This window comes from Acinetobacter modestus, assembly GCF_014636095.1.
Taxonomy (GTDB): domain Bacteria; phylum Pseudomonadota; class Gammaproteobacteria; order Pseudomonadales; family Moraxellaceae; genus Acinetobacter; species Acinetobacter modestus.
On sequence record NZ_BMDV01000012.1, the window covers coordinates 15,244 to 40,414 of the forward strand.

Annotated in this window: 26 protein-coding genes and 2 pseudogenes; 16 read left to right on the top strand and 12 right to left on the bottom strand. The window is 37.1% G+C overall.

Annotated features, from left to right (window positions below; genetic code table 11):
- Positions 1-6 precede the first annotated feature (6 nt).
- The 4 genes and pseudogenes from IEV17_RS16435 to IEV17_RS16450 form a co-directional block, all read right to left on the bottom strand.
- A complete protein-coding gene (locus tag IEV17_RS16435) occupies positions 7-255 on the bottom strand; it encodes a DUF2933 domain-containing protein (RefSeq protein ID WP_004663998.1) in 249 nt (82 codons plus the stop codon).
- A complete protein-coding gene (locus tag IEV17_RS16440; RefSeq protein WP_004663999.1) occupies positions 252-713 on the bottom strand; it encodes a hypothetical protein in 462 nt (153 codons plus the stop codon). Before IEV17_RS16440 ends, IEV17_RS16435 begins: the two co-directional genes overlap by 4 nt.
- Positions 714-1,316: 603 nt before the next feature.
- Complete coding sequence (locus IEV17_RS16445) at positions 1,317-1,559, bottom strand: DUF2789 family protein (RefSeq protein ID WP_004281876.1); 243 nt, start codon at positions 1,557-1,559, stop codon at positions 1,317-1,319.
- A 195-nt stretch (positions 1,560-1,754) separates the two neighbouring features.
- A pseudogene (locus IEV17_RS16450) lies at positions 1,755-2,520 on the bottom strand (IS5-like element ISAba31 family transposase).
- 250 nt (positions 2,521-2,770) lie between these two features.
- On the opposite strand from IEV17_RS16450, the gene IEV17_RS16455 reads away from it, so the two are divergent.
- From IEV17_RS16455 to IEV17_RS16520, 14 genes are all read left to right on the top strand, one after another.
- Positions 2,771-3,151, top strand: coding sequence for a copper resistance CopC family protein (locus tag IEV17_RS16455; RefSeq protein ID WP_004664001.1), 381 nt, complete (start codon positions 2,771-2,773; stop codon positions 3,149-3,151).
- A 64-nt stretch (positions 3,152-3,215) separates the two neighbouring features.
- Positions 3,216-4,097, top strand: coding sequence for a CopD family protein (locus IEV17_RS16460; RefSeq protein WP_004664002.1), 882 nt, complete (start codon positions 3,216-3,218; stop codon positions 4,095-4,097).
- Positions 4,098-4,566: 469 nt separating this feature from the next.
- The gene (locus IEV17_RS16465; RefSeq protein ID WP_004281879.1) at positions 4,567-4,761 is read left to right on the top strand and encodes a heavy-metal-associated domain-containing protein; all 195 of its coding nucleotides are present in this window, start codon (positions 4,567-4,569) and stop codon (positions 4,759-4,761) included.
- Between the two features lie 178 nt (positions 4,762-4,939).
- A complete protein-coding gene (locus tag IEV17_RS16470) occupies positions 4,940-7,417 on the top strand; it encodes a heavy metal translocating P-type ATPase (protein ID WP_004664003.1) in 2,478 nt (825 codons plus the stop codon).
- Between the two features lie 272 nt (positions 7,418-7,689).
- On the top strand, positions 7,690-8,136 hold the full coding sequence (locus IEV17_RS16475; RefSeq protein WP_004664005.1) for a hypothetical protein: 447 nt from the start codon (positions 7,690-7,692) through the stop codon (positions 8,134-8,136).
- Between the two features lie 47 nt (positions 8,137-8,183).
- Entirely contained in the window at positions 8,184-9,383 is a 1,200-nt protein-coding gene (locus IEV17_RS16480) for a TolC family protein (RefSeq protein WP_004664008.1), read from the top strand.
- Between the two features lie 11 nt (positions 9,384-9,394).
- Complete coding sequence (locus IEV17_RS16485) at positions 9,395-10,870, top strand: efflux RND transporter periplasmic adaptor subunit (RefSeq protein WP_004664010.1); 1,476 nt, start codon at positions 9,395-9,397, stop codon at positions 10,868-10,870.
- Between the two features lie 12 nt (positions 10,871-10,882).
- Positions 10,883-14,011, top strand: coding sequence for an efflux RND transporter permease subunit (locus IEV17_RS16490; protein WP_004664011.1), 3,129 nt, complete (start codon positions 10,883-10,885; stop codon positions 14,009-14,011).
- An 11-nt stretch (positions 14,012-14,022) separates the two neighbouring features.
- Positions 14,023-14,361 (top strand): hypothetical protein, encoded by a 339-nt coding sequence (locus tag IEV17_RS16495; RefSeq protein ID WP_005404006.1) that lies wholly within the window; start codon positions 14,023-14,025, stop codon positions 14,359-14,361.
- Between the two features lie 40 nt (positions 14,362-14,401).
- A complete protein-coding gene (locus tag IEV17_RS16500; protein WP_004664014.1) occupies positions 14,402-15,115 on the top strand; it encodes a HupE/UreJ family protein in 714 nt (237 codons plus the stop codon).
- An 11-nt stretch (positions 15,116-15,126) separates the two neighbouring features.
- Complete coding sequence (locus tag IEV17_RS16505; protein ID WP_004664015.1) at positions 15,127-15,765, top strand: hypothetical protein; 639 nt, start codon at positions 15,127-15,129, stop codon at positions 15,763-15,765.
- An 83-nt stretch (positions 15,766-15,848) separates the two neighbouring features.
- Entirely contained in the window at positions 15,849-17,156 is a 1,308-nt protein-coding gene (locus IEV17_RS16510) for an MFS transporter (RefSeq protein WP_004664018.1), read from the top strand.
- Positions 17,153-17,581, top strand: coding sequence for a YqaA family protein (locus IEV17_RS16515; protein ID WP_171062466.1), 429 nt, complete (start codon positions 17,153-17,155; stop codon positions 17,579-17,581). The genes IEV17_RS16510 and IEV17_RS16515 overlap by 4 nt, the downstream gene beginning before the upstream one ends.
- A gap of 95 nt (positions 17,582-17,676) precedes the next feature.
- Positions 17,677-17,769: a YHYH domain-containing protein gene (locus tag IEV17_RS16520; RefSeq protein WP_151809984.1), complete on the top strand. Its 93-nt coding sequence runs from the start codon at positions 17,677-17,679 to the stop codon at positions 17,767-17,769.
- 45 nt (positions 17,770-17,814) lie between these two features.
- Here IEV17_RS16520 and IEV17_RS16525 read toward each other — a convergent pair whose 3' ends face one another.
- The gene (locus IEV17_RS16525) at positions 17,815-18,081 is read right to left on the bottom strand and encodes a metal/formaldehyde-sensitive transcriptional repressor (protein WP_004664020.1); all 267 of its coding nucleotides are present in this window, start codon (positions 18,079-18,081) and stop codon (positions 17,815-17,817) included.
- 56 nt (positions 18,082-18,137) lie between these two features.
- Here IEV17_RS16525 and dmeF point away from each other — a divergent pair, with 56 nt between their 5' ends.
- Complete coding sequence (dmeF, locus tag IEV17_RS16530; RefSeq protein ID WP_034601915.1) at positions 18,138-19,061, top strand: CDF family Co(II)/Ni(II) efflux transporter DmeF; 924 nt, start codon at positions 18,138-18,140, stop codon at positions 19,059-19,061.
- A gap of 372 nt (positions 19,062-19,433) precedes the next feature.
- On the opposite strand, the gene IEV17_RS16535 is transcribed toward dmeF, so the two are convergent.
- Complete coding sequence (locus IEV17_RS16535; protein WP_016658850.1) at positions 19,434-20,048, bottom strand: thiol:disulfide interchange protein DsbA/DsbL; 615 nt, start codon at positions 20,046-20,048, stop codon at positions 19,434-19,436.
- A 619-nt stretch (positions 20,049-20,667) separates the two neighbouring features.
- Entirely contained in the window at positions 20,668-21,234 is a 567-nt protein-coding gene (locus tag IEV17_RS16540; RefSeq protein WP_004658743.1) for a recombinase family protein, read from the bottom strand.
- Positions 21,235-21,623: 389 nt separating this feature from the next.
- On the opposite strand from IEV17_RS16540, the gene IEV17_RS16545 reads away from it, so the two are divergent.
- On the top strand, positions 21,624-22,019 hold the full coding sequence (locus IEV17_RS16545; protein WP_004658741.1) for a YkvA family protein: 396 nt from the start codon (positions 21,624-21,626) through the stop codon (positions 22,017-22,019).
- A 508-nt stretch (positions 22,020-22,527) separates the two neighbouring features.
- On the opposite strand, the gene IEV17_RS16550 is transcribed toward IEV17_RS16545, so the two are convergent.
- The 5 genes and pseudogenes from IEV17_RS16550 to IEV17_RS16570 form a co-directional block, all read right to left on the bottom strand.
- Positions 22,528-23,403, bottom strand: coding sequence for a TIR domain-containing protein (locus IEV17_RS16550; RefSeq protein ID WP_004658739.1), 876 nt, complete (start codon positions 23,401-23,403; stop codon positions 22,528-22,530).
- Entirely contained in the window at positions 23,387-24,013 is a 627-nt protein-coding gene (locus tag IEV17_RS16555) for a hypothetical protein (RefSeq protein WP_004658737.1), read from the bottom strand. The genes IEV17_RS16550 and IEV17_RS16555 overlap by 17 nt, the downstream gene beginning before the upstream one ends.
- Positions 23,991-24,173 (bottom strand): hypothetical protein, encoded by a 183-nt coding sequence (locus IEV17_RS16560; protein WP_004658734.1) that lies wholly within the window; start codon positions 24,171-24,173, stop codon positions 23,991-23,993. The genes IEV17_RS16555 and IEV17_RS16560 overlap by 23 nt, the downstream gene beginning before the upstream one ends.
- A 268-nt stretch (positions 24,174-24,441) precedes the next feature.
- On the bottom strand, positions 24,442-24,672 hold the full coding sequence (locus IEV17_RS16565; protein WP_004658732.1) for a ribbon-helix-helix domain-containing protein: 231 nt from the start codon (positions 24,670-24,672) through the stop codon (positions 24,442-24,444).
- Positions 24,669-25,070: pseudogene (locus tag IEV17_RS16570) on the bottom strand (cobyrinic acid ac-diamide synthase); the annotation flags it as partial. The gene IEV17_RS16565 and the pseudogene IEV17_RS16570, both read right to left, overlap by 4 nt.
- Positions 25,071-25,171 lie beyond the last annotated feature (101 nt).

Consider the following 25,171-nt stretch of genomic DNA (forward strand, 5'->3'; position numbering starts at 1 on the left):
TAAGAGCTATTTTTTGTTATCAGATATATCGGATTTTTTTTGCTGCGAGTGGTTATGCCCATGACCACCATGCATAAAAATATGCATGAGTGGGCATGCTAAAAGGAGTAAAAAGGGTAAAACACCAACGACATGGGCCAAATGCTCGGTTAGGAGAAAATAGGCTGCCACACCACCAATCACGAATAGGCCGATGGCATAACGTGTAGACCAAAAGTTAGGTACTGAATTATGTTCTTGAGGTTGATGGTTCATGGTGCTTCCCTCTCTAATTCATGGGTAAATTTAGTTGTGGAGGGAAGCATACAGTCCATCATCATCTGCATCATGGATTGCATCATGTCCATACGTTTTTCCATCATTTGCTGACGGTCAGCCATATTTGCATTCATGCTTTGGCCGCTCATCTGTTTCATCATACTCATACCTCCTTGCATTAGTTTCATGTGCTCAGCCATAAGTTTTTGACGTTCTTGAGGGTTTTTTGCAGCCATCATCTTTGCATGCATGGCTTGCATTGCTTTCATGTGCTGGTCCATTGCAGCCATTTTATCTGTAGCAGTGGTGCTGGTAACTGTTTGCTTAATTGTTACTGCAGATGGTGCTGTTTTTTCAGGATGGTGATCTTTGTGTTCATCGGATTGCTGTGCAAATGTATTCAATGACGCGGCTGCGATACATAAGCCCAAAAAAATGTTTTTGAATTTCATCATAATTTTTTCCTTTAAATAATTTGGAAGTAAAAGCTATGTTTTAGTACTGAACAGAGACTAGGAATTTGACTACTAAACTGATGAAATTTTTGGTTATTCTCTGTTTCTCTTAAAAATTTAAGCACTATTAATTAATTATTTTTAAAAATGACAAAAATGTAATTTTGAGATCTTCTCGAAATATATAGTCTATGCTGAGATGACAAAAATTTTATTTAATATTAATCTTTTAAAACTATTAAAGTTGTTATGATTTTATGTGCTTAAAAAAATAAAAATGAAATGATTAGATGACTCCAAGGCTAGTTAGAGACACATTCTTAATGTAATTTACACTGTTATTCCTTTAAAGAAAAAATACAGTTGATCAAAATAGTTTTTTATAGAAAAAAGGGTGGATAATTTAATTATTAAACTTATTGGTATATTTATTAGATAGAAGGTAAAGAAGATTATTTTTAATATTAGGGTTTATAATCCAAATTTCAGAGTAAGGAATCTACTACTTATATAATAGAGATTCCATCTCCAAAACAGTACTACTGTATGAATGAGTTGTATTCAATGCAGGGAAGAATGTAGATCCTTAATACTAACGGAAAATTATTTTACTGAATTTTCATGTAAAGACTCATTTAATTGATCAATCACTGTCGTCCATTCACCATCAGAGTGTAGTTTTTCTTCTAAAAAATGACGTTGAGCATCAGTCCAAAAAATTGCTTGTGTTAAAAAAACATCTCCAGCTAGCTGATGGCTCTCTATGAATTTTGCAATTGCTTCTTCAGTAGAAGCTAAACCAAGCTGTTCAAATAATTTGGTCATTCTTGGACGTGTTTGAGTCATGTGCTTAGCCCACAAATTTATATTAGATCAAATTAAACATAACATGTTTATATTTAAACTAAAATATAAAAAATTAAATAGCTACTATTTTCTTAGACAAAATGATTACTACATTTCATAAATCAACCACCTACATAATTTGTTTGTTAAATGATCATTATTTTTCAATAAGATTATTTTAGGGTCTGTTGACATTTACTGTTCATAATTAACCCTATAAAGGTAGCCATAAAAATATACAGGCTAAAGCAACAGAACTTTGATAATTTCTTTTGAGCTTGTCATATCGAGTAGCTATTCCTCTAAATTGCTTTAATCTACAAAACATATTTTCAACTAAATGCCTGATTTTATATAAACACCAGTCCATATGGTCATTGTTCGATTGGCTATTTGTTTTCTTTGGTATATTCGCTTTAGTCCCTGTTTTCCTGATCTGTTCACGCAGTGGTTCTGAATCATAGCCTTTATCTGCACATACCACTTTTGTCTCTTTTAAATCTAATGTTGATATTAAATCAGGTGCAACTTTAACATCATGTGTGGTTCCATCGGTAATCATGAAATCAATAGGATTGCCATGTGCATCAACAATCAAATGTATTTTTGAGGAGTTTCCTCCTACACTTTTAGAAATAGATTGATTCGCTATGCCGGCAGAATGTTGATGAGCACGTACATGAGAGCCATCAATAGAAATCCACTCCATATCGGGGCATGAGGCTAGTAATTTGAATAATCTAAGTAACTTACCGCTGCTTGACCAACGATTAAAACGTTTGAAAATAGAGTTTGAATGACCAAAACAACAAGGAATATCTCGCCACGGACAGCCTGTTCTAATTCTATAGAGAATAGCTTCAATAAAATTGCGTAAATTTGAGTTGTGGTGAATGGATAAATTACGCAGAATAACTTTCAACTTTTGCCAGTGTTGATCTGTCAGCATGGTACGAGGCATAGCGAATAGTAAAATTGGGTTTGGCGATTTGATTTTACTACTTCGCTATTTTTTTAAGCTAAAAGTGTCAACACACCCTAATAGTTAAAGATTTTAAATTTTAAAAATGACAAAAATGTAATTTTGAAGTCATCGCTCTGTTTCTGTCTCTCACTAATAATTGAAATATAAGAGGAGATGATGTGGTCTCATTAAATATAGATTTTATAAAGTCATCTCTAATGAACTAACGAATCAAGAGGAAACGTAAATGAAATTATTTCAAAATAAAATGACTGCTCTACGTAATGTTGTAGTAGCTGCAACGATGATTGTGGCTACTACAACTACGTTCGCTCATGTGAGTTTATTGAGTGCGATTCCTGCGGAAAATGCATCTATCCTTAGTCAACCAAAGAACTTGACCCTTAACTTTGGTGCAGAGGTTATGTTGATGAATATTAAGTTACTGGATGCTCAGCGAAGAGATGTTCCTTTAAAATATAAAGTTACTCATGACTTAAAGAAATCCTTTGATGTCGCTCTTCCGAAACTGAAAAAAGGTAAATATACCGTTGTCTGGACAACAATGGGGAAAGATGGTCACAACATGAATGGTGAATATAGTTTCACTATCAAATCAACTAAATAAGAATTGATTACCTTTCAACATGTCAGTGAGGTGCTGGCATGTTGTTCTAGAATGGACAAAAATAATGATTTCTGAATATTGGATGTGGGCCACTTGGTTAACTAAGGTTATTTTATATTTAAGTGTAGCTTTTGTCGTTGGTGGAGCCTTTTGCTATTTTTTACTTAGACAATATCTTGAACTAAAAGAATCGATTCTTAAATATATTACAATTGGCGCTGGATTAGGCCTAATTTCCAGTACCTTGGGATTTTTTATTCTGATTGGTAGTTTTGCCAATACTGGTATTACAGGTATGGTGGACCCCACGTATATTAATATATTGGTTAATACTCCGACGGGGTATATAAACGTTCTTCGTTCTATTAGTTTTGCTCTTTTACTTCTTCTCATGGTGGTTAAACTTAACAGGAACAAAGGTCATTTTTCTATAATTGAAAGTTCAATATTTTGTATTTTACTTATCCCAATTATTTTTAGTTTTTCCCAGCTCGGACATGTCGCTAATTTAACCTTACTTGCTCAAATTTTATTATCAATCCATATTCTAGTTATGTCGTTATGGATGGGGTCTTTATATCCGTTATGGAAAACCAGCCGGGAAATAAGTGGTTTACCTTTAAAAGATCGCATGCATGTATTTGGACGTATTGCTGCTTTCATTGTTGGGATATTAATCGCCTGTGGCGCTAGTGTAGCTCTTCTTTTAATTAAAGATTTTAATACCTTAATCAATACTGCATATGGCTATGGTTTCATGGTTAAAATGTTTTTTGTTATAAGTATTCTACTTTTAGCTGCCTTCAACAAATGGTATTTCACCCCGCGTCTTCAACATCCTAAATTCGCTAAACACCTTAGTCATGCCATTTTATTTGAGATGTTATTAGGTCTAACAATTCTATTAACAACAGGCTATATAACCACTGTCGTGGGTATTGAATAGGAGAATTTCAAAATAAGGGAATTGAGGAAATTTAACATTACTGCATTTATCTTTTGTAGCTGAGCAATAAAGTTTCTACTGGACTGTCAACTTACGACAATCAGAACAGTAAAATCGCATCATGAGGCATTATACATAAAGGTAGTCACCGGTTTTTAGCTTATCTTCAACCCATAACGGTCTCATCTATTCAGTTCACTACCACTGATTGAAATAACTAATCTTATAAATTTCAGAGTGATCGTAGATGACAAAAATGTCATTTTAAAGTCACATTAATGTTGGTTAAGTACTTTTACTGTAGTCATTAGAACACTCTTCTTTGGAATACTCTGAAGAAAACTGTAAGGTTGTAAACAGACCAAGTTACAGCGAGTAACTGATTCAGAAAAAGGCTGGTTGTATGGTGAAAGTTTAGAGTTACTGTTCTAATGTTTTAAACAAATGTTTTGTTAAAAAGGAGCAACATATGAAATTTCACATCGCTAATATGACTTGTGGTGGTTGTGCACGCGGCATTACTACCGCAATTAAAGAGCTCGACTCGAATGCCTCACTCGATATTGATTTACAAAACCGTATTGTTGAAATCAACACAACGGTGAGTCAGGATCAAGTCATTGCCACTCTCAGTGAGCGTGGATTTACAGCTGATCCTGCTTAATCTCTGTTAGAGTAACAGTGGGAATTCCTTACCACTTTTACTCTCTCTTATTTTCCTCATCGTACAGATAAAACCTGTACTTGCTTGAAATAAAAGTAATCCCTGAATTCCCCCTAATCTTGGTTCGAGCTGATCTTCGCATATAGAACTCAGCATATCTAAATGATAGAGATCGTATATGAGTACCGAAATGACTGATACGCCACACTACAGTGAAACATTAGAGATTGAGGGGATGACATGTGCTTCTTGTGTAGGCCGTGTGGAAAAAGCTTTAAAATCTGTTGAAGGTGTTGAATCGGCTCATGTAAATCTGGCTACCGAAAAAGCAGTCATTTATGCGCATCAACCACTTGATCGCGCTACTTTAATTAAAGCCGTAGAAAAAGCAGGCTACGAAGTGGAAGCGCTGCAACCAATAGAGCTTACGATTGAGGGTATGTCATGTGCTTCTTGTGTAGGTCGAGTAGAAAAAGCCTTAAAATCTGTTGAGGGTGTGGAATCAGCACATGTAAATCTGGCTACTGAAAAAGCGACTATTCAGGCAAGCTCATCTGTCACTCGTGACTCGTTAATTCAGGCTGTCACCAAAGCAGGGTTTGAAGCAAAGTCAGTTCATCAAACTACGGAAAGCTTTCAAGATAAAAAAAATATTGAATTAGAAAAACTTAAAAAAGATTTAATTTTGTCAGTCTTATTGACTCTACCCGTTTTTATTTTAGAAATGGGATCACACCTGATTCCCGCCTTTCATACGTTTATGATGGATAACATTGGCCAACAAAATAGCTGGTTAATGCAATTTTTCTTGACCACAGTAGCATTAATTTTTCCAGGCCGACGCTTCTTCAAAAAGGGCATCCCAAGTTTATTCCGCTTAGCACCAGACATGAATTCCTTGGTGGCTGTAGGAACATTGGCTGCTTATCTTTATTCAGTGGTTGCTACTTTCTTTCCAAGTGTCCTGCCACAAGGCACGGTCAATGTTTATTATGAAGCTGCAGCGGTTATTATCACTTTAATTCTATTAGGTAGATTTTTTGAAGCCAAGGCAAAAGGCCGAACGTCTTTAGCAATTCAACATCTAGTTGGAATGCAGCCTAAAGTTGCCAGAATACAGCTCAATAATCAGGTGATAGAAGTTCCGATTGCCGAAGTTCAAACAGGAACGATTGTAGAGATTAGACCAGGCGAGCGTATCCCTGTCGATGGTGAAGTTATTCACGGCCAAAGTTTTATTGATGAATCCATGATTACTGGCGAGCCTATGCCCGTTGAAAAAACGATAGGCTCTACTGTGGTAGGAGGAACAATTAACCAAAGTGGCAGCTTAAATATCAAAGCCACCTCTGTTGGTAGTTCATCAGTGCTTTCTCAAATCATCCGAATGGTTGAACAGGCACAGGGTTCCAAGCTGCCTATTCAGGCATTGGTTGATAAAATTACCATGTGGTTTGTACCTGTAGTAATGGGTCTCTCTCTTTTAACTTTTCTTACGTGGTTTATCTTCGGCCCTGAACCAGCCCTAACTTTTAGTTTAGTGAACGCGGTTGCTGTACTCATTATTGCATGTCCTTGTGCGATGGGACTTGCAACGCCTACATCAATCATGGTGGGAACTGGGCGGGGTGCTGAAATGGGGGTTTTATTTCGTAAAGGTGAAGCTTTACAGCTGCTCAAAGAAACTAAAGTGGTTGCAGTTGATAAAACAGGGACTCTGACTGAAGGGAAACCAGTTTTAACCGATCTGCATGTCTTAGAAGGGTTTGAATACAATGCCGTACTTTCACTTATGGCAGCCGTTGAATCAAAGTCTGAGCATCCTATTGCTCGAGCAATTGTACAAGCCGCTATAGATAAGGAATTAATCCTGTCTCCTGTTGCTGATTTCAAGTCAGTCACGGGCTATGGAATAGAAGCAACGGTGTCTGAACATTTGGTTCATATTGGTGCAGATCGATATATGGAAAAACTAGGTTTGAATCCTAATGTTTTTTCTCAATTTTCGGATCGTTTGGGAGAAGAAGGAAAAACCCCTCTCTATGTTGCGATTGACCAGAAACTTGCTGCCATTATTGCTGTAGCAGATCCAATTAAAGAATCAACATTTGCTGCAATTGAAGCGTTACATCAGTTAGGTTTAAAGGTTGCCATGATTACAGGTGATAACCGTCATACAGCTCAAGCGATTGCAAAAAAACTAGGTATTGATGAGGTTATTGCAGAAGTCTTACCAGAAGGTAAAATAGAGGCCGTTAAAAAATTAAAAAATCAATATGGTAAACTCGCATATGTTGGAGATGGCATTAATGATGCCCCTGCACTTGCAGAAGCAGATATTGGTTTAGCAATAGGTACAGGTACAGACGTAGCTATTGAAGCTGCTGATGTGGTTTTGATGTCTGGCAACCTGAAAGGAGTGCCAAATGCTATCGCTTTAAGCAAAGCGACTATAACCAATATTCGTGAAAATTTATTTTGGGCATTTGTTTACAATGCAGCTCTGATTCCTATTGCAGCAGGTGTACTTTATCCGCAATTTGGACTGCTACTTTCTCCTGTATTTGCTGCTGGTGCAATGGCTCTCTCGTCAATATTTGTACTAGGAAATGCTTTACGATTAAAACGTTTTAAAGCCCCCCTTGCAATTATTTAACCCTTTTTTATATACATTTAAAGTTTTGTTGGCTTCACTTTATATATTTGGAAATGAGATCCTTATTACAGGCATAACAACAGTAGTGGGTATTGAATAAGATAATTCTAAAATAAGGTTGTTGAGGAACTCAAACATTAGAGTACTTATCTTTGGTAGCTTACTCATACTTTTTTCTAAAAATAATACAAATAGTTTTTATCTTAGGTAACAATTTACTTTTGAAGTTCTATTCAGTATGCTTTCTGCGAATCTCGAGATGATTTTTTCGTATGCCACATAATAAGTTCTCAAAACTTATTCTTGCGTTTGTCCTGTTTTTGTTTGCGATAACAACAACGGGAGCTTACAAATGGGCGCCAGTTATAGCTAAAAATCTTGATCATCATCATGATGTGACTATCTCAGTTGAAACAGACAGTTCCAGCCAATGGTCTCTTATTCATCATGCTGAAGAGCAAGTCTTAATAGAAGATACTAAAAATCACAACTGGACCAGTTATGATGAAGCACCTTTTCATCATTCTACTCCACCGGTTCAAGCTAAAGACCAAATGAGCATTGATCCAGTTTTTCTCTTGAGTTTTTCCCTCCCTCTCATTCTGCTTTTCCTGAGTCTTTTTGAACGACCCGTTCGATCCTATGCACTTAGGAAAAGGATAGAATATCTTTGTAATTCCTATATATTTACAAAAGGTTTAATTGTTCTAAGAAATTGATTTTTCTGTACAAAAAATAATTTCCATTTTTTTGTATAGGTAAAGTCATGTCTAAAAAATATCAGATATTTCTTGCCTGTGGTTTAGTAGCAGCAACGACTCGATTATTTGCAGCATCTGATTACGTTCAGCTACAACAACAGGTAATTTCAAACGATTCAATTTTGAAGAGTTTGCAACAGTCTCAAAACGCATATGCCATAAATCAGAAATATGCCGGTAGACTTAATAATCCTACGTTTAATCTTGAATTAGACAATTTAGGTAATTCAGACCTTAAAGATCTTGATGGGCCAACGACGATGATTGGTTTGTCTCAGGATATTCCTCTCAATAATAAACGCGCTTTGCGTAGGCAGTTGGCAGGGTTTCAAGGGAATAACAACCAATTTGAGGCATTGAAGCGTCAGGCAGAATTAAAAGCCGATTTTCGTGTTTGTATGGCAAATTGGTATGCGGCTTCAAAACGGGTAGAAATTTATTCTACCGAAAGCAAGATGAACGCGAGACAAGCCCATGTTCTGAATGAAAAATTGAAGTTTGGTAGAGTTATTCCATCTGATGTTCAATTGAGTTCAGCTTTATCGTCTGAATCAAAACTACGTTATCAGAACGAAGTGAAGAAAGTTCAATTTCAAAAAAATCTGTGTTCCAAATTCATATCTGTATTACCTGATCAAGCAATTGAAGTTCCTTTAAGCATTAACTTTGCGGATAAAGTGAGCTTATCTGAACAAGACGCCTTGCTTAAAACTCAACTGGCTAAAACCCAGTATGAATTAGCTAAAAAAGAAGCCGTGCCAGATATTACGCTGGGTTTAGGAGTAAGGAACTATCAGGAAACCAACGACAAAGTATTCCTGGTTTCTACATCAATTCCATTAACTGTTTTTAATCGAAATAAGGGGAAAATTGCACTTGCGCAAGCTGAGCAAGTGCATGCAGAAACTCGTTCTATTCTCGTAAACCGTAACTCCAAAATTGAATTAGAAAATAAGTCTATTGAAGTATCCAACCTGATTGATTCGATCAAAAACTATGATCAGTCGATACTTCCTGCTACCAAAGAAAGTTTGAGAATTGCTGAAATGGGCTATCAGGCAGGAAAAATCTCTTTACTTGAATTCAATAGTATTAAGCAAATTTGGTTGGATAAACATCTCGCTCGATTCGATTTGTGGTTGGCTTTGCAAAATCAAATTGCAGAGGTTGAACGAAATTATGTGACCAATTTAGATCAAGAATAAGGCCTGAAAATATGAATAAACTAACCAATACTTTAATTACTACAGGTGTTATCGCTTTATTAGTCATTTTATGTGCAATCGCTTGGTACAAAACGGGTAATAAAGCCGAAACTTCAAGTCATAGTGAAGGGGCTGAAGAAAAAGTTGCTGTAGTAGGAGATGAAAAAGGCCCGCATGGGGGCCGTTTATATCGCGATGGTGATTTTGCTGCTGAAGTCAAAATCTTCGAGGAAGGGGTAGAGCCTCATTTACGGGTGTATGGCTACTTTAAAGATAAGCCATTAAAACCAGAAGAGATTAATGCCAATATTTTTATCAAGCGTCTTGATGCAGAACAAACCATCTCATTTAAGCCTGAAAGTGATTACTTGATTGGGAATGAAATTGTCTATGAGCCACATTCATTCTTGATGGTGATCAATGTTGATTATCAAGGTAAAAAACATACTTGGAAATGGGATACCAAAGAGGGACGAGTCACTATGCTTGATAGCAGTATCAAGAGCAGTGGTTTGGAACTTTTAAAAGTTGAACGCATGATGTTTGAAAATGCACTCGAACTCAAAGGTGAACTGAAATTTCCTGATAATTTTGAAAGTTTTATTACCCCTAAAGCGAGCGGAACATTAATAAAAACGTACCGTTCAATTGGCGATCAAGTGAATCAGGGGGATCTTTTGGCGACTGTACAAAGTCCAGATTTAATTCGTCTTAATGCGGAACGTACTCTTGCATTGGATACCTTACAATTTGCCCGTAAAAAGATGGAGCAGGAACGAGCTTTATTCCAAAAGCGTGTTTCACCTGAAATTGATTACATCAATGCCAAACGTGAATTTGAAAATGCTCAGACTAGGGCTAATGAACTCAATAGTTTAATCAGCTCTTATGGAGGTGCGGGTAATGGAACAATTGAAGTCAGAGCCGCAATGTCAGGTACGATTTTACAAGTGCTTGGAGCAGTTGGTTCTAATGTAACGCCATCATCTCCATTGTTCAAAATTGCCAATACATCTCAACTTCTTGCTGTGGTCAATGTGCCAGCAGATAAATTGGATGCCATTAATCCAAACAATAAAGTAACTGTTAAGCCTCAAACTCAAACAGGCACAGAAGAAGCGTTGGGACGTCTCAAATATATCAGTGATGTGATTGATCCAAAAACACGAACTGCGCAAGTCTTTATTGAAATTCCAAACCAGTTTAAATGGCGTTCAGGGCAGTTAATCACTGCACAAATCTTTGAAAACCAGAGCATGAAACCGATGGTTGTCCGTGAAGATGCTTTGCAAAACTTCCGTGATTGGGATGTGGTGTTTATTCGTGTCGGGAATGACTGTGAAGCACGTCCTCTAGAGTTAGGCGATAAATTTAATGGTTTTGTTGAAGTTAAATCTGGTCTAAAAGCAGGGCAGATTTATGCAGCAGGTAATTCTTATTTATTAAAAGCAGAGCTGGGTAAATCTGGCGCTACTCATGATCATTAAGGAGTAGCGTTTATGTTTGACCAAATTGTAAAGCTCTCGATAAAGAATCGTTGGCTGGTACTGATCATTTTCCTATTCATAGGGGCATTTGGCGTTTACAACTATTTTAAACTGCCAATTGATGCTGTACCCGATATTACCAACGTACAAGTTCAAATTAACAGTGAGGCCCAGGGCTTATCTCCAACCGAGATGGAGTCCCAGGTCACCTACCCAATTGAAACGGCTTTGGCTGGTATTCCTAATCTGGACTATACCCGATCAGTATCCAGATACGGCTTATCTCAAGTGACTGCGATTTTTAAGGAAGGCACGGACATTTACTTTGCCCGTCAGCTAGTGAATGAAAAGTTGCAAGGGGTTACACCAAGTCTCCCCGGGGGTATATCGACTTCTATGGGTCCTGTTTCTACAGGACTTGGCGAAATCTTCATGTACACGGTGGAAAATGCAAAAAACAACCCGACTCCACTTTCACCGACTGAATTGCGAACACTTCAGGATTGGGTGATCAAGCCTCAGCTTCGAAATGTCGAAGGTGTGAATGAAATCAATACGATTGGTGGCTATTTAAAACAATTTGTTGTACAGCCCGACTATGCGTATTTACGAAGTATTGGTCTAGATCAAAAGACTATTTTGGATGCTATTTCTAAAAATAGCATGAATAAAGGTTCAGGCTATATTGAGAAGAATGGTGAGCAGTACTTGATACGTTCTGATTCTCAAATCAGTTCGATTGAGCAAATTCAGAATATTCCGATCACCACAAGCAATGGTTATATCTTGCGTTTAAAAGATGTAGCTAAGATTTCTATTGGACACGAACTCCGTACAGGCGCTGCAACAAAAGATGGCCAGGAAATTGTGCTGGGTACAGCTTTTATGCTGATTGGAGAAAACTCGCGTAATGTCGCTGATGCAGTAGATCAAAAATTACAGCAAGTCCAAAAGTCCTTACCTGAAGGTGTTGAAGCCAAAGCAGTATATAACCGTACGACATTAGTGGATGCCACGATTGAAACCGTGAAGAAGAATTTGCTTGAAGGTGCAATTCTGGTCATTGTCGTGTTGTTCATTTTTCTGGGTCATTTCCGTGCTGCGCTGATTACCGCAATGGTGATACCACTGTCGATGTTGATGACTATCACAGGCATGGTGAATCAGAAAATTAGTGCAAATTTAATGAGCTTAGGGGCTTTGGACTTCGGGATCATTGTAGATGGTGCCGTGGTAATTGTTGAAGCCTCACTGGCCAGATTGGCCATGAAGCAGAAAGAATTAGGACGAATACTCACCCGTCAAGAACGATTCACAACGGTTTTTGAAGCGACTAAAGAATCACGAAAAGCCATTCTCTACGGTCAGTTGATTATCATCTTGGTGTATTTGCCGATAATGACCTTGACTGGGATAGAAGGCAAGATGTTCACGCCTATGGCAATGACCGTGGTGATGGCATTGGTTGCCGCTATGCTTCTATCGATTACATTTGTACCTGCAATGGTGGCTTTAGTGACCGCAGGTAAAATCAAAGATGAAGAGTCTAGAATTGTTCACTTCATTAAAAAGATTTATAACCCGGTCTTAGATTGGTCATTGAATCATAGATACAAGTTGATTGCTTTTGTAGCCGTATTCTTTGTATTCAGTGCAAGCCTTTCAACACGATTGGGGTCTGAATTTATCCCCTCTTTAGATGAAGGTGATGTGGCCTTACATGCGCTGCGTATACCGGGCACGTCCTTAACTCAAGCGGTAGAAATGCAATATGCGCTTGAGAAAGAAATCAAGAAAATCCCTGAGGTTCAAACGATATTTGCCAAAGTCGGTACGGCTGAGATTGCAACTGATCCGGTGCCGCCAAACGTAGCTGATAATTTTGTCATATTGAAACCACGCGATCAGTGGCCAGATCCCGATAAAGAAAAATCCGCTATCGTTGCTGAAATTGAGCGTGTTTCTAAAGGTGTATATGGGAACAACTATGAGTTCACTCAACCGATTCAAATGCGATTCAACGAACTTATTTCAGGTGTCCGTACTGACGTTGCTGTAAAAATTTATGGAGACGATTTAGAGCAGCTTTTGGAATTGGGAAATGGGGTTGCAGATGTACTTGAAGGTGTGAATGGTACAGCTGACTTGAAAGTTGAACAGATGTCGGGACTGCCAATGGTGTCTGTTGAACTCAAAAAAGATATGATTGCGAACTATGGGCTAGATGCAGAAGATGTGCAAAAGCACGTTTCTAGTCTAATCACCGGTGAAACAGCAGGTAAAGTATTTGAGGGTGATCGGAAGTTCGATATTGTTGTGCGGATGGATCAAAACTCAGTAACTGACTTGGAAAAACTGTATCAAATTCCTGTCAATTTGCCTGATGGTTCAAGTGTATTGTTGTCCGAGTTGATTGAATTAAAGAATATTCAAGGACCAAACCAAATTTCTCGTGAAAATGGTAAACGTCGTATTGTGATCACGGCAAACGTGCGTGGTACTGATATCGGTAGTTATATTGCTGATGCACAATCAAAATTAAACTCTGATTTCCAAATGCCAGAAGGTTACTGGCTCACTTGGGGCGGTACTTTTGAACAAATGGAGTCAGCCTCTAATAGACTTATGATTGTTGTACCCATCGCTTTGATTTTGATATTTGCAATGATTTATATGGCCTTAGGCAATATCAGAAATAGTGTGCTGGTCTTTACTGGTGTGCCTTTTGCATTAACGGGTGGAGTCATTGCTTTAGCCCTCCGTGATATTCCTTTCTCTATCTCGGCTGCTGTTGGTTTTATTGCTTTATCGGGTGTTGCAGTACTCAATGGTTTGGTACTCGTATCGGCCATTCAGAGATTGCGTGATCAGGGTGAAGGGCTGATTGATGCAGTAAAACATGGTGCATTAGAACGTTTGCGGCCAGTGCTGATTACTGCACTGGTTGCCTCTTTGGGCTTTATCCCTATGGCTTTAAACGTGGGGATTGGTTCAGAAGTACAGCGCCCAATTGCAACCGTTGTTATAGGGGGAATTATTTCCTCAACGCTACTTACCTTGATTATTCTGCCCACCCTCTATGTTTGGTTTAACCAAGCTCTTCAGAAAAAATCTGACGGTTTCGCTGAGCAGAAAGGGTAGAGAAGTTCAATATGATGGCAATAGTGCAAGATTCAAAAATGAGATATGTGATGATGTGTCTGGTTTGCATCATCAGTCTTGCACTATGTCTGCATTTTAACGAGCATGCGACTGAAAACCGCTTTCAAGAGCATGCCTATGTAGATGTGATTCACACTCATCATCATGAGGTAAATCAGCAACATTCACATCATCATCAAGATACCTATTACGAACATTTTTCTAATGTTGCATCTATCAAAGAAATAGCACTCATCTTGCTTCTGTTAGGTGCGCAAATATTTGACCGTACGCAGAAATACGCTCTATTGCTTGCAAGTCGTATTTTTAAACCTCCAAAAAAATCATAAGTTTTTTGAACCATTTTTTAATTTTTGGAGTTTGATTTAGATGCAAATTATTGATTCACATTATGTGAAGCTCAAAACCTATTTAAAGCTGTTGATTGCTTTATGTATGGTCTTGATAAGCCCTGCACTTTTTGCTCATGGTGTTGCAGAGGGTGATAAAGGCTATATACAGGAAATCTACGGTGTTCATGTGATCCCCTTTATTTATCTGGGTGCCAAACACATGGTTACAGGTTATGACCATTTATTATTTCTGGTCGGTATTATTTTCTTTTTATACCGTATGAGAGATATTGGTTTGTATGTCAGCCTGTTCGCAATTGGTCACTCAGTTACCATGCTGATAGGGGTGTATTACAACATTTCGATGAATGCATACATTATTGATGCAATTATTGGTTTTTCTATTGTTTATAAAGCTTTAGACAATTTAGGTGCTTATCAACGCTGGTTTGGATTCCAGCCCAATACAAAAATTGCCACGCTGATTTTTGGTTTGATTCATGGTTTTGGTTTAGCTGTAAAAATTCAGGAATATGAAGTGCCAGATGATGGCCTGCTTGCGAATCTGATCTCATTCAACATCGGGGTCGAATTAGGGCAATTCATGGCATTAGCCATCATTTTATTGCTTATGACGATGTGGAGAAAAACCCCTTATTTCTTCAGAACAGCATATCAAAGCAATGTCTTCTTGATGTTCCTTGGTTTTCTACTTGTTGGCTACCAACTCACTGGCTTCATTACTCAATAAGGATCTAAATTATGTTTAACGCTGAAATTCCAAAAGATGTTGAATTACCCTCTTCAAAAAAACTGATCAAATCAACTGCTATTGCTGCGGTGAGCGCCATTGTTGTTCTTGTGACTTGGGTAATGCCAGCCGAATACGCTATTGACCCTACTGGTGTAGGTAAAGTGTTAGGTTTAACCAAAATGGGTGAAATTAAGCAATCTTTAGCGGCTGAATCAGAGAATGGTATGGGAGAGACCTCTCAGGTCCCTTCAGTAATTACTGCTAATAGTTCGGTTGCTCAGGCTGCTGTATCAGATGAGAGCTCAAATATGATGCCAGCTATTAAGAAAGAATCGATCTCTATCGAATTAAAACCTAACCAGGCAACTGAAGTTAAGTTGGCTATGCCTAAACATGCCAGTGTAAGCTTTGATTGGAAATCTTCAGGTGGTGGTCTGAACTATGACACGCATGGCGATCCTGTAAATGCACCAAAAGATTTCTATCATGGATACGGTAAAGGTAAAAATGAAACTGAGCAATCTGGCACATTGACCGCTGCATTTGACGGAAAGCATGGCTGGTTCTGGCGAAACAGAACAGAAAATCCAGTGACTGTAACTTTGAATATTGAAGGTCATTTCAGTGAAATTAAAAAGGTCTTTTAATTTGTAAAATTCCAGATGAGGTCTAAGCCTCATCTGGAACCTGTATGGCATAAAAGTTAGGTTCTAAATAAGGAGTCCCTAAAATGCTAGAAGTATTAAAAAACACAACATATCGGCATTTTTTCTTAGCCCAAGTCATCGCTTTGATTGGTACTGGACTCATTACTATTGCTCTAGCTTTACAGGCTTATGACATCGCAAAAGAGCAAGCAGCCCAAGTCCTGGGTATTGCCTTGGCGATTAAAATGATTGCTTATATTAGTGTCGCACCCATTGCCTCCGCATTTGCAGAAAGATTACCGAGAAAAAAAGTTTTGGTAGGGTTGGATGTCATTCGAGCCTTAACCGCATTGTGTCTGCCTTTCGTGACTCAAATCTGGCAAATCTATATTTTGATCTTTATTCTTCAGTCTGCCTCAGCTGCTTTTACCCCCACATTTCAAGCCATGATTCCTGATGTATTGCCCATAGAAGAAGAGTATACAAACGCGCTGTCTCTATCACGATTGGCCTACGATCTTGAAAATATTATAAGTCCAATGCTGGCAGGCTTGTTACTCACTGTGATGAGTTATCACAACTTGTTTTTGGGAACTGTGGTTGGATTTATTGGTTCGGCACTATTTGTAGTCAGTGCGAAATTACCAAATGCGAAAATGCCGGAGTTTATCGGGGTATATAACCGAATCAAACAAGGCGCAAAAATATATTTCAGAACACCCCGCCTAAAAGCTTTACTCGCTTTAAATCTGGCTATTGCTTCAGCCAGTGCGGTTGTCATTGTCAATACTGTAGTTTTAGTTCAAACGACATTTGAATTAACTGAACAGGCGACTACTTGGGCATTTGGTTTATTTGGATTAGGCTCAATGCTTGCTGCATTTGCATTACCAAAAATATTAGATAAATTGAATGATAGAACTGTCATGCTTTCAGGCACTGTGGTTCTCGTCGTTGGACTGTTTAGCGGTTACTTTATTTCTGCCTATACTGGGCTATTAGCCCTTTGGTTTATATTAGGTATTGGTTATTCAGTTTCTCAAACACCAACCGGACGTCTTATTAGAAAGTCTGCTCCCAGTGAAAACCGGACAGCGCTATTTGCAGCTCAATTTGCATTTTCACATGCCTGCTGGCTAATCACTTATCCATTAGTGGGCTGGTTAAGTACAAAATTTGGGACATTGATTACTTTTGTGCCTATGGCATTCATCGCCTTGGTATCAATAGTCGTCGCGTTTGTTATCTGGCCCAAGAAAGATGATTTAGTGCTAGAGCATACTCATCCTGATTTACCGCAAGACCATGAGCATTTATTGCAGCACAATCATAAAGGTAAGCATGAGCATGAATTTATGATTGATAGCTATCACCAGCACTGGCCTAAATAGTGGCTTATATTTTTTTATTCTTAAGTGCATTTGGGGCAGCAACATTACTGCCTCTTCAATCAGAATCTGTATTGGCAGGAATGCTAATATTGAGAGAATATTCACCGGTTTTACTTATAGGTGTGGCAACGCTAGGGAATGTATTAGGTTCATGCGTGAATTGGTGGTTGGGAATACAAATTGAAAGATACAAAGAGAAGAAATGGTTTCCTGTGTCTGAAGAAAAGCTATTAAAGGCACAGAACCTATATGGGCGTTATGGTTCACCTCTACTGCTATTAAGCTGGGTTCCAGTGATCGGTGATCCCATTACCCTGGTCAGTGGAATGCTTAAGGAGAAATTTTATAAGTTCCTTTTTTTAGTTTTGATGGCTAAATTTTCCCGTTATATTTTTATATATTTGATTTATTTAAAAATGGTCTAAGCCATGTTGGCTTTGATTAAAGATCATACAGTTGATATTCTAATTATTTGAGAGGGATTAAGATGAAAAGAATTTTATTCATATGCTTTATAGGCATGTCATTTACCTATGCGAATGCTCATTCTGGGGGAACGAACTCACAGGGTTGTCATACCAACAGTAAAACTGGTGATTACCACTGTCATTAATAGGTGCGCACACAGTTTTTTTATTTAAAAGACTGTGCTTTAAAGTTATAAGTAGCGTTTAACTAAAGCTAAAAATTCATTCAGTTCTTTTTCCTTTATTTCCTCAGTATCACCGAGTACATGTTCTCTAAGATGAAGTTCTATTAACTCACTCATTAAGCCATTTATCGCACCTTTAATTGCTGCAACTTGCTGTAATACCTCAATACAAGAATTTTCAGAATTTAAAATATTCTGTTCAAGGGCATTGGTTTGACCTTGAATTCGTCTAATCCGATTTAAAATTTTTTTGTTCTGATTTAAGTGAGACATACTATTCAACCTCAAGAACATATACTATGGGGGAGTATTAATTGTGGTGCAATAAAATGCAATATCTAAATAATGTTAAAAGTGACCATTCGCATCAATTTGACGAAGGAAATCCTTTAGCACAAAAGAAAATTTTAATCGCAACCATCCTCACTGGTGTAATGATGGTGTTTGAAATTTTTGGAGGATGGTTCTTTAATTCCATGGCTTTATTGGCTGATGGATGGCATATGAGTTCTCATATGTTGGCATTGGGCTTAGCTTATTTTGCCTATAAAATGGCTCGAAAATATGCTCGTGATCAGAGATTCTGTTTCGGTACATGGAAGATAGAAATCTTAGCTGGATATTCGAGTGCCATTTTATTGATGGTTGTTGCTGTATTCATGGGTGTTCAATCGATAGAACGTTTATTCAATCCTGTGAATATTCACTACAACGAGGCAATTTCAATTGCGATTGTTGGCTTGATCGTTAATTTTATTTGTGCCTGGTTACTACGTGAAAATGGTCACCACCACCATCATCACTCTCATGATGACCATGACTTAAACCAGAAAGCCGCTTTTCTTCATGTAGTAGCAGATGCAGTAACTTCTGTATTAGCTATTATTGCACTTTTCGCAGGGAAGTATTTTGGATGGGATTTTTTAGATGCAATTCTAGGGATCGTAGGTGCAGTGCTTGTAGCACAATGGTCTTGGGGATTGATTAGAGAAACAGGTAAAACATTGCTTGATGCAGAGATGGAACATCCTGTAGTAAAGGAGATTCAGGAAGTTGTAGAGGAATTAGATAACCAAATTACGATTACTGATCTGCATGTCTGGAAAGTAGGTAGAAGTAAATTTTCATGTATTTTATCCCTAAATACAGTTAATGACTCCTTAACAGCAGAGGTAGTTCGTAAAGCTTTGTCAATTCATGAAGAAATTGTTCATATTTCTGTTGAAATTAACAAGAATTTCCATGTTGTTTAAATTAATATTTATTCCTTTTAAACTTTATCAGTCTATTTATGTAAATCTTAGATTAGAATTTGTTTGTTGTAGAGCGTCGGGGCGCCTCGGCAGTGCTGCGTTTTGAAATAGAAAGGAAAATTCATTTTCTGAATGAAGATATCGGGTATGAACGGGTAAAGATACAATCCACGATTCATATTCAATCCCATGCCTTTAAAGCGCAAAGCGTGTTGCAGATGCAGCTCTTATTCCGAGGAATTTTACACTGGTATCGCCCGCCGATAGAAACACCAGATCCGGCAGTCAGGACGTAAATAACCATTCCTCCAGTTTAAATAAAAAAACCTGCAGATTCGATGCAGGTTTTTTTTAGAGATAATCAATCGCGTCTTATTTGGCTTTACGCTCTTTCTCGATCAGGTAATTCACCACCTGAATGACTTTGGCATCATTACCCTGCACAATATATTTACCATTCACGGTCACTGCCGGAACACCACTTAACTGATACTGAGCAGCCAGATTTTTGGCTTGGGCAATTTTCGAAGTGATCGGGAAAGATTTATAAGTCGTGTTAAATTTCTCTTCAGAAATACCATAACGGGTATAGAACTTGGCCAATTGTGCCTGTTCTAAAATTGGACGCTGCTTGTCATGAATATCATGGAATAACTGTAAATGTGCTTTTTGACGCACACCCAGGGCTTCTGAAACATAATAAGCACGTGCAGCCTGTTCCCAAAGCGGGTTCATTGCAGCAGGTGTACGTACAAAACGTACATCTTTTGGTAATTTTTTCAACCAGCCCTGCATATGTGGTTCAAGCGCGAAACAGTGACCACAGCCATACCAGAAGAATTCACGTACCTCAATTTTGCCCGGTTTTTCGACTTTGACTGGTTTTGCGACCACCTGATAGTCCTGACCTGCCACAAAATTGGCCATAGCACTACCTGAAAAGGCCAAAACAGATGCGGCAACAGCTCCTAAAAGGAATTTTTTCATTGGGATTATCGTCCTCTAAATCATTATGCTTAGTGTATGGGTTCACTATAAATCAATTATGCCGGTTCCGTTTTCATGCTGCGAACTTTTGTGCTATCAGAACCGCTACATTAAAGTATGCGACTGATTTTAAGTCAGTTAATATGGCCATTCGACCGCTATGTGTTTTTAGACAATCACAAAAGTTAAACTTAGAGTAATAAAAACGGTTATAATTTCTACGATTAAAAAGTAGTGGTCAAACCTACAGCAAATATTAACTTCTTACTATTCTCTTCAGTAACAGCCGCGTGGCTATGATAATTGCTGGAATTTACAACATAGAACTGAGCAAAAAAATCTTTACTTATAATAATGAGTAAATATATACATCAGAATGACAACAAAATTACAAACTTGTAATTTTGTTAAGGTTTGTTCTCAAAAAAATAAATTAATACTATTTTAAAAAAGATAAATCGTTGCTGAAAAAGCTAGATTGCAATCGAGTTAATTAATTATAAATCAAAAACTTATATTGTATAAAATTAGTAACTCTTTGCTTTCTGCACTTATTATTTAATCAACGTTTCACGATTTTCATAAGCTAAACTAAATATAGTCGCCAATTTCAATTGAGTTATTTCCCGGCTTTTAAATACCGATATACCGCTTGGCGACTAATTCCAAATGCCTGGCCTAATGCCATTTTTGAAGGGTACTTCCCTTCCTTCCAGTCTTGTCGCAAAGCTTCAGCCTGATCAGGTTTCAATTTATGTACCCGGCCTTTGTACTTCCCTTGAGAAGAGGCAAGTTTAATTCCTTCCTTTTGCCGCTCTAAAATGATCTCACGTTCAAACTGTGCAAAAGCACCCATCAGTTGCAGCATCAAATTATCCATCGGGGTGGATTGGGCCGTAAAAGTAATATTTTCTTTTACAAACTGGATGGCAATCCCTCGTTTGACCAGTTTATCCACTTCAGTCACCAAATCTTTTAAGCTTCGCGCAAAACGATCCATGGAATGTACTATCACCTGGTCTCCTTCCCGGACATAATTCAACATTTCCTGAAATTTCGGTCGGTCGGTATTTTTACCTGAAGCACGGTCAACAAAAATCCGGTCGACTTCAATTCCCTCAAGTTGACGTCCCGTATTTTGCTCGACCGAACTCACTCGCACATAGCCTACTTTTTGGCCTTTCACTTTTTACGCCCCAATTGGATAAAAATGAACAATTTCGTAAATTATAAATCTTTAATACCAAAGTTACATGTTACTTATGATTAAAAAACATTTAAATGGTACATATTTTTAAGAACTTTTAAAATGTAATTTTAGGGTGTACTTAAAAAAACACGATAAGCTGTCTTGTGGAGTGATGTTTGAAAAACAGGTAAAAACATGCGAGAAGATAAAAAGCCCAATCGATGAGGATTAGGATTTCCAACAACAATTAAGTAATTGATTTTAAATGAAAAATAAAATAATTTCGCATAACGTGTATTATGTTAATTTTAGAAGTTCTTAATAAAATAATATAGATTTAAGAAAACTCACTTATGATTGGATCTCTATAAAATTTTATATCTGCTATGTATCAAAGAATCAAACAATGGGCTAGATCGGTAAAAAAAGACATCTTAGTTGTTTGGCTTATTGCAAAAGACAAGCGAACACCCAATTTTATAAAGCTATTAGCTCTAGTTATTGCGGCTTATGCCTTATCACCAATTGATTTAATTCCAGATTTTATCCCAATACTTGGATATTTAGACGATATTATTATTGTACCTTTAGGTCTTTTATTGGTTATTAAGCTTACTCCACAAAATATAATAGATGATTGTAAAATTCTAGCAGAGGGTCTCGTTGAGAGACCTGTAAACCGTTGGGCAGCCGCAATAATTATCTTGATATGGCTTATAATCTTGGGATATCTAACCATATATTTCATGAATCATCCGATTCAAATTTTATCTATTTTTTAAAAGTAAAACTCTCTAAAAATCGCTCAATCCAAGATCCATTTAACATAATGGTGCTTATACGAAGTACACTTGTATATTAATATAAATATCAATTACTTAAAAATTTAGCGCTAACCAAAAATTGCACAAAAAGCCGATTTTGAAACAAATCAGCTTTTTTATGAGCAGTTTTGATATGTTTCGCCAATAAAATTGATCAAAAAACATTCGTTTTTGTATTTTTTCCTGATTTCTCAATGGTCCAGATTCAGAAATAATCCCCAATTTCTGCGGACAACTCTTGGGATAAAATAGGCCAACTTTGTAAGCCAAAGCGTACATAGATTTAGATAATTTGCGGATTGGATAACTAAAATCTTAGTCCTATGATCAGACATAAGGGAACTGGATGTTTCCCAAAAAATAAGAATAAGAAAATTGTTCAAGGAATGGGCCTAGCTCTAACAATATAACGCACAACCCAATGTAAAAAGGCCCGACAGGATGTCGGGCTTTTTTATTGTCTAGATTAGTTTAGCTTCGTAAAACCACTCATAAAATAGATGTCATTATGTCCTCTATTATGTATTCCAAATACCTTGGCATTAGGGCCAACTATTAGGCCAAGAGAATTAGCACCATACAATGGTGGTAAAATAACATCACTATCAGTATAAAAAATATTGTGTCTAGAAATCATAGGACTTTCATAATTATCTTTGGCCCCTTCAATCCATGCTTTGATTTCCCGTTCTGTTGCAGGACGAACAGTTGAATTAAAGTGCTCTAATATAATATTTTCTAACTTATGCTTTTCTTCTTCCGCTCTTTTTAGATCATGCGTCATGTTCCAGACTTGACTTTCTAAATTGCGTATATGCTCAGTAGGAATATTTAAGGGTAAAGATTGTGGTTGTTCCGCTTGCTGCTGCTCTTGCATATAACCATTTATATTCATTCTAATACGACCGCAAGCTGTGCTAACCGCATCTAAAGGCTCTGTTCCCAACCTCTTTGGATCATAAGTACAGTAAGTTATTCCTGATAAATCTGTTGGGATTCTTAAAGTTTTTTGATCCATACTTTCAGGACAAATAATAAAGCATTTTTCAATTCCTAAAGTTCCAACAAATAAACCTAATTCAAACAATACATTATCTCTAACAATACTATATGTATTCTCTCTAATAATAATTTCATCGTCTGGATGAAAAACAAAAATAGCAAAATTTACTTCATTTGCTTTTTTAACTAAGGTTGGAAAAGTGAAACTCGATGGATCAAAAGCATTATCCCATTGTGATACTTCACATGTAGTTGATAATTTTATATTTATTGCTTCAACTATATGAATTGACTCTGTTGAAGATGCAATAAATAACTTAGGTTTATTGATTTGCGTCATTACTACCACTAGATTTTGATGAATTAATATTCGTATTAGGCGATGTATTATTCTGGGAATTAGGTGTAAAAATTGCGTCCATTTTACTTAATACTTCTTTTCCAACAAAAGCAGCAGCAAGATTCCAAATTATTAGGGTTGAAACAATAGTGATTAATGTTCCTTTACCCACTTCAGTTAACCAATAGCCCCAACCACGTTTATTCAAAGTACTAAGCTCTGTTTGAAGTTGGCCTTGATTAGTACGAATTTGTGTTTGTAGTTGAAGATATTCTTTTTTCATTTCAGAAGGTAGAGATGCCTCTAAACGGATCTCTACTTCTTTAAGCTTCTCACCATATGTAACATTCAAAATATCTGTCAATATAGACTCAGCCTCATTCCTCAAACCATCTAACTGGGCAGGCATTAAATAAATGTCATTGAAAGTTTTTATTTCTTCAGGACTTGGATTACCATTTTTTGAGGAAATAAATTCAATCTTTCTTTCCTTATATAAGATGTATGCAATGTAGCTAACTAGATTATGCTCATCATTATCATCTTTAGTAAGCTCTTGAAAAACATAGCTATATTTTTGATTTCTATTATTTTCTGTCTGAGTTGGCATGGCGTTTCATTGAGTTATTAAAGGCAGAATTTACTTTATAAAGATCAATATCTGATCCTTCTTTACTACAACCAGATGAGGTATTTGAGTTTGAGGTACTTGTACGTGAACCTTTTGCAATAGTAGCTTTACGAGTATCTTTTGTTGTGAAATACAACATAGAACACCTCCATTAATCATTAGAAAGCTAAGTATTATAATACTTATTTAAAGTACCACATTGTATCTTCTTAACTACCACAATCTATTTAACATAAAATCTCTTATGCGCAGTTCAGATGTTAGAAACAATTTAAAGTGTCTTGTCTGTATTCTCACCAATAAAAATGTCTAGTCTGTGATGAACATCAACAGCCTACTATGGTTTTACTACATTCAATTAAGTTTTTTGAAACTAAAATAGTTTCAAATAAGTTCTATATTAGTTGTTATTCCTCACTTAATTTCTTTAGTGCAAATCTAATAATTCCATTATGGGTTTGACCATATTTCTCTGCCAGTTCAGCTAATAACTTGTACTCATACTCATTCATCGGGATCGTATGCGTCTTAAATTTTCTAGAAGCTTTCGGGTCTAATTTTGGTGTGAGCTGTTCATTAGCACCATTAATGAATGCTTCCTCAGAAAAAGGTTTCGTAGTTTCTCTTTTCTTAATCATGCCAGAAGCTCCTCCATGAATGCCTCAAATTCTTCTATTGCTTTTGGATTATTGGATTCAACTACACCTTTACCTTCAGCAGTGACATCACGATAAACCTTGCGATCATGGATCACTGATGACAACGCTGTGAACAGTGGGAAGTCAGCTAGATAATCATTGGCTTGTTGTACTTCAGACACCGATGGATTTGTTGGGGCCAATGTTAGTAATCCAAATGGCTTAAGTTCCTCATTAAAGGACTTGGCTTGGTCAATGACTTCTGACAGATGAGGCAAAGTATCCAAGTCGAATTGTGATGGTCTAAATGGTACTACCAGGTAATGTGCCGTTAACATTGCTGTTCTAAGCTCTTTGCTGTCATGTCCAGCAACATCGACAATTACATAGTCATAACGGCACTGTTGCAAATAGGGATCTGAGTCAATGATTTTCCCTTCAAAAAAGCTTAGAGACCGAAAACTCTATTTACTAGCCAAACTTCTCCTAGAATATTACC

Coding starts and splice junctions, on each gene's coding strand:
- IEV17_RS16480 (WP_004664008.1), top strand. CDS start 8,184: ATGTCTAAAAAATATCAGATATTTCTTGCCTGTGGTTTAGTAGCAGCA.
- IEV17_RS16460 (WP_004664002.1), top strand. CDS start 3,216: ATGATTTCTGAATATTGGATGTGGGCCACTTGGTTAACTAAGGTTATT.
- IEV17_RS16525 (WP_004664020.1), bottom strand. CDS start 18,081: ATGTCTCACTTAAATCAGAACAAAAAAATTTTAAATCGGATTAGACGA.
- IEV17_RS16455 (WP_004664001.1), top strand. CDS start 2,771: ATGAAATTATTTCAAAATAAAATGACTGCTCTACGTAATGTTGTAGTA.
- IEV17_RS16500 (WP_004664014.1), top strand. CDS start 14,402: ATGCAAATTATTGATTCACATTATGTGAAGCTCAAAACCTATTTAAAG.
- IEV17_RS16485 (WP_004664010.1), top strand. CDS start 9,395: ATGAATAAACTAACCAATACTTTAATTACTACAGGTGTTATCGCTTTA.
- IEV17_RS16555 (WP_004658737.1), bottom strand. CDS start 24,013: ATGCCAACTCAGACAGAAAATAATAGAAATCAAAAATATAGCTATGTT.
- IEV17_RS16550 (WP_004658739.1), bottom strand. CDS start 23,403: ATGACGCAAATCAATAAACCTAAGTTATTTATTGCATCTTCAACAGAG.
- IEV17_RS16445 (WP_004281876.1), bottom strand. CDS start 1,559: ATGACTCAAACACGTCCAAGAATGACCAAATTATTTGAACAGCTTGGT.
- IEV17_RS16435 (WP_004663998.1), bottom strand. CDS start 255: ATGAACCATCAACCTCAAGAACATAATTCAGTACCTAACTTTTGGTCT.
- IEV17_RS16560 (WP_004658734.1), bottom strand. CDS start 24,173: ATGTTGTATTTCACAACAAAAGATACTCGTAAAGCTACTATTGCAAAA.
- IEV17_RS16465 (WP_004281879.1), top strand. CDS start 4,567: ATGAAATTTCACATCGCTAATATGACTTGTGGTGGTTGTGCACGCGGC.
- dmeF (WP_034601915.1), top strand. CDS start 18,138: ATGCAATATCTAAATAATGTTAAAAGTGACCATTCGCATCAATTTGAC.
- IEV17_RS16440 (WP_004663999.1), bottom strand. CDS start 713: ATGATGAAATTCAAAAACATTTTTTTGGGCTTATGTATCGCAGCCGCG.
- IEV17_RS16495 (WP_005404006.1), top strand. CDS start 14,023: ATGATGGCAATAGTGCAAGATTCAAAAATGAGATATGTGATGATGTGT.
- IEV17_RS16490 (WP_004664011.1), top strand. CDS start 10,883: ATGTTTGACCAAATTGTAAAGCTCTCGATAAAGAATCGTTGGCTGGTA.
- IEV17_RS16510 (WP_004664018.1), top strand. CDS start 15,849: ATGCTAGAAGTATTAAAAAACACAACATATCGGCATTTTTTCTTAGCC.
- IEV17_RS16545 (WP_004658741.1), top strand. CDS start 21,624: ATGTATCAAAGAATCAAACAATGGGCTAGATCGGTAAAAAAAGACATC.
- IEV17_RS16535 (WP_016658850.1), bottom strand. CDS start 20,048: ATGAAAAAATTCCTTTTAGGAGCTGTTGCCGCATCTGTTTTGGCCTTT.
- IEV17_RS16520 (WP_151809984.1), top strand. CDS start 17,677: ATGTCATTTACCTATGCGAATGCTCATTCTGGGGGAACGAACTCACAG.
- IEV17_RS16475 (WP_004664005.1), top strand. CDS start 7,690: ATGCCACATAATAAGTTCTCAAAACTTATTCTTGCGTTTGTCCTGTTT.
- IEV17_RS16470 (WP_004664003.1), top strand. CDS start 4,940: ATGAGTACCGAAATGACTGATACGCCACACTACAGTGAAACATTAGAG.
- IEV17_RS16565 (WP_004658732.1), bottom strand. CDS start 24,672: ATGATTAAGAAAAGAGAAACTACGAAACCTTTTTCTGAGGAAGCATTC.
- IEV17_RS16505 (WP_004664015.1), top strand. CDS start 15,127: ATGTTTAACGCTGAAATTCCAAAAGATGTTGAATTACCCTCTTCAAAA.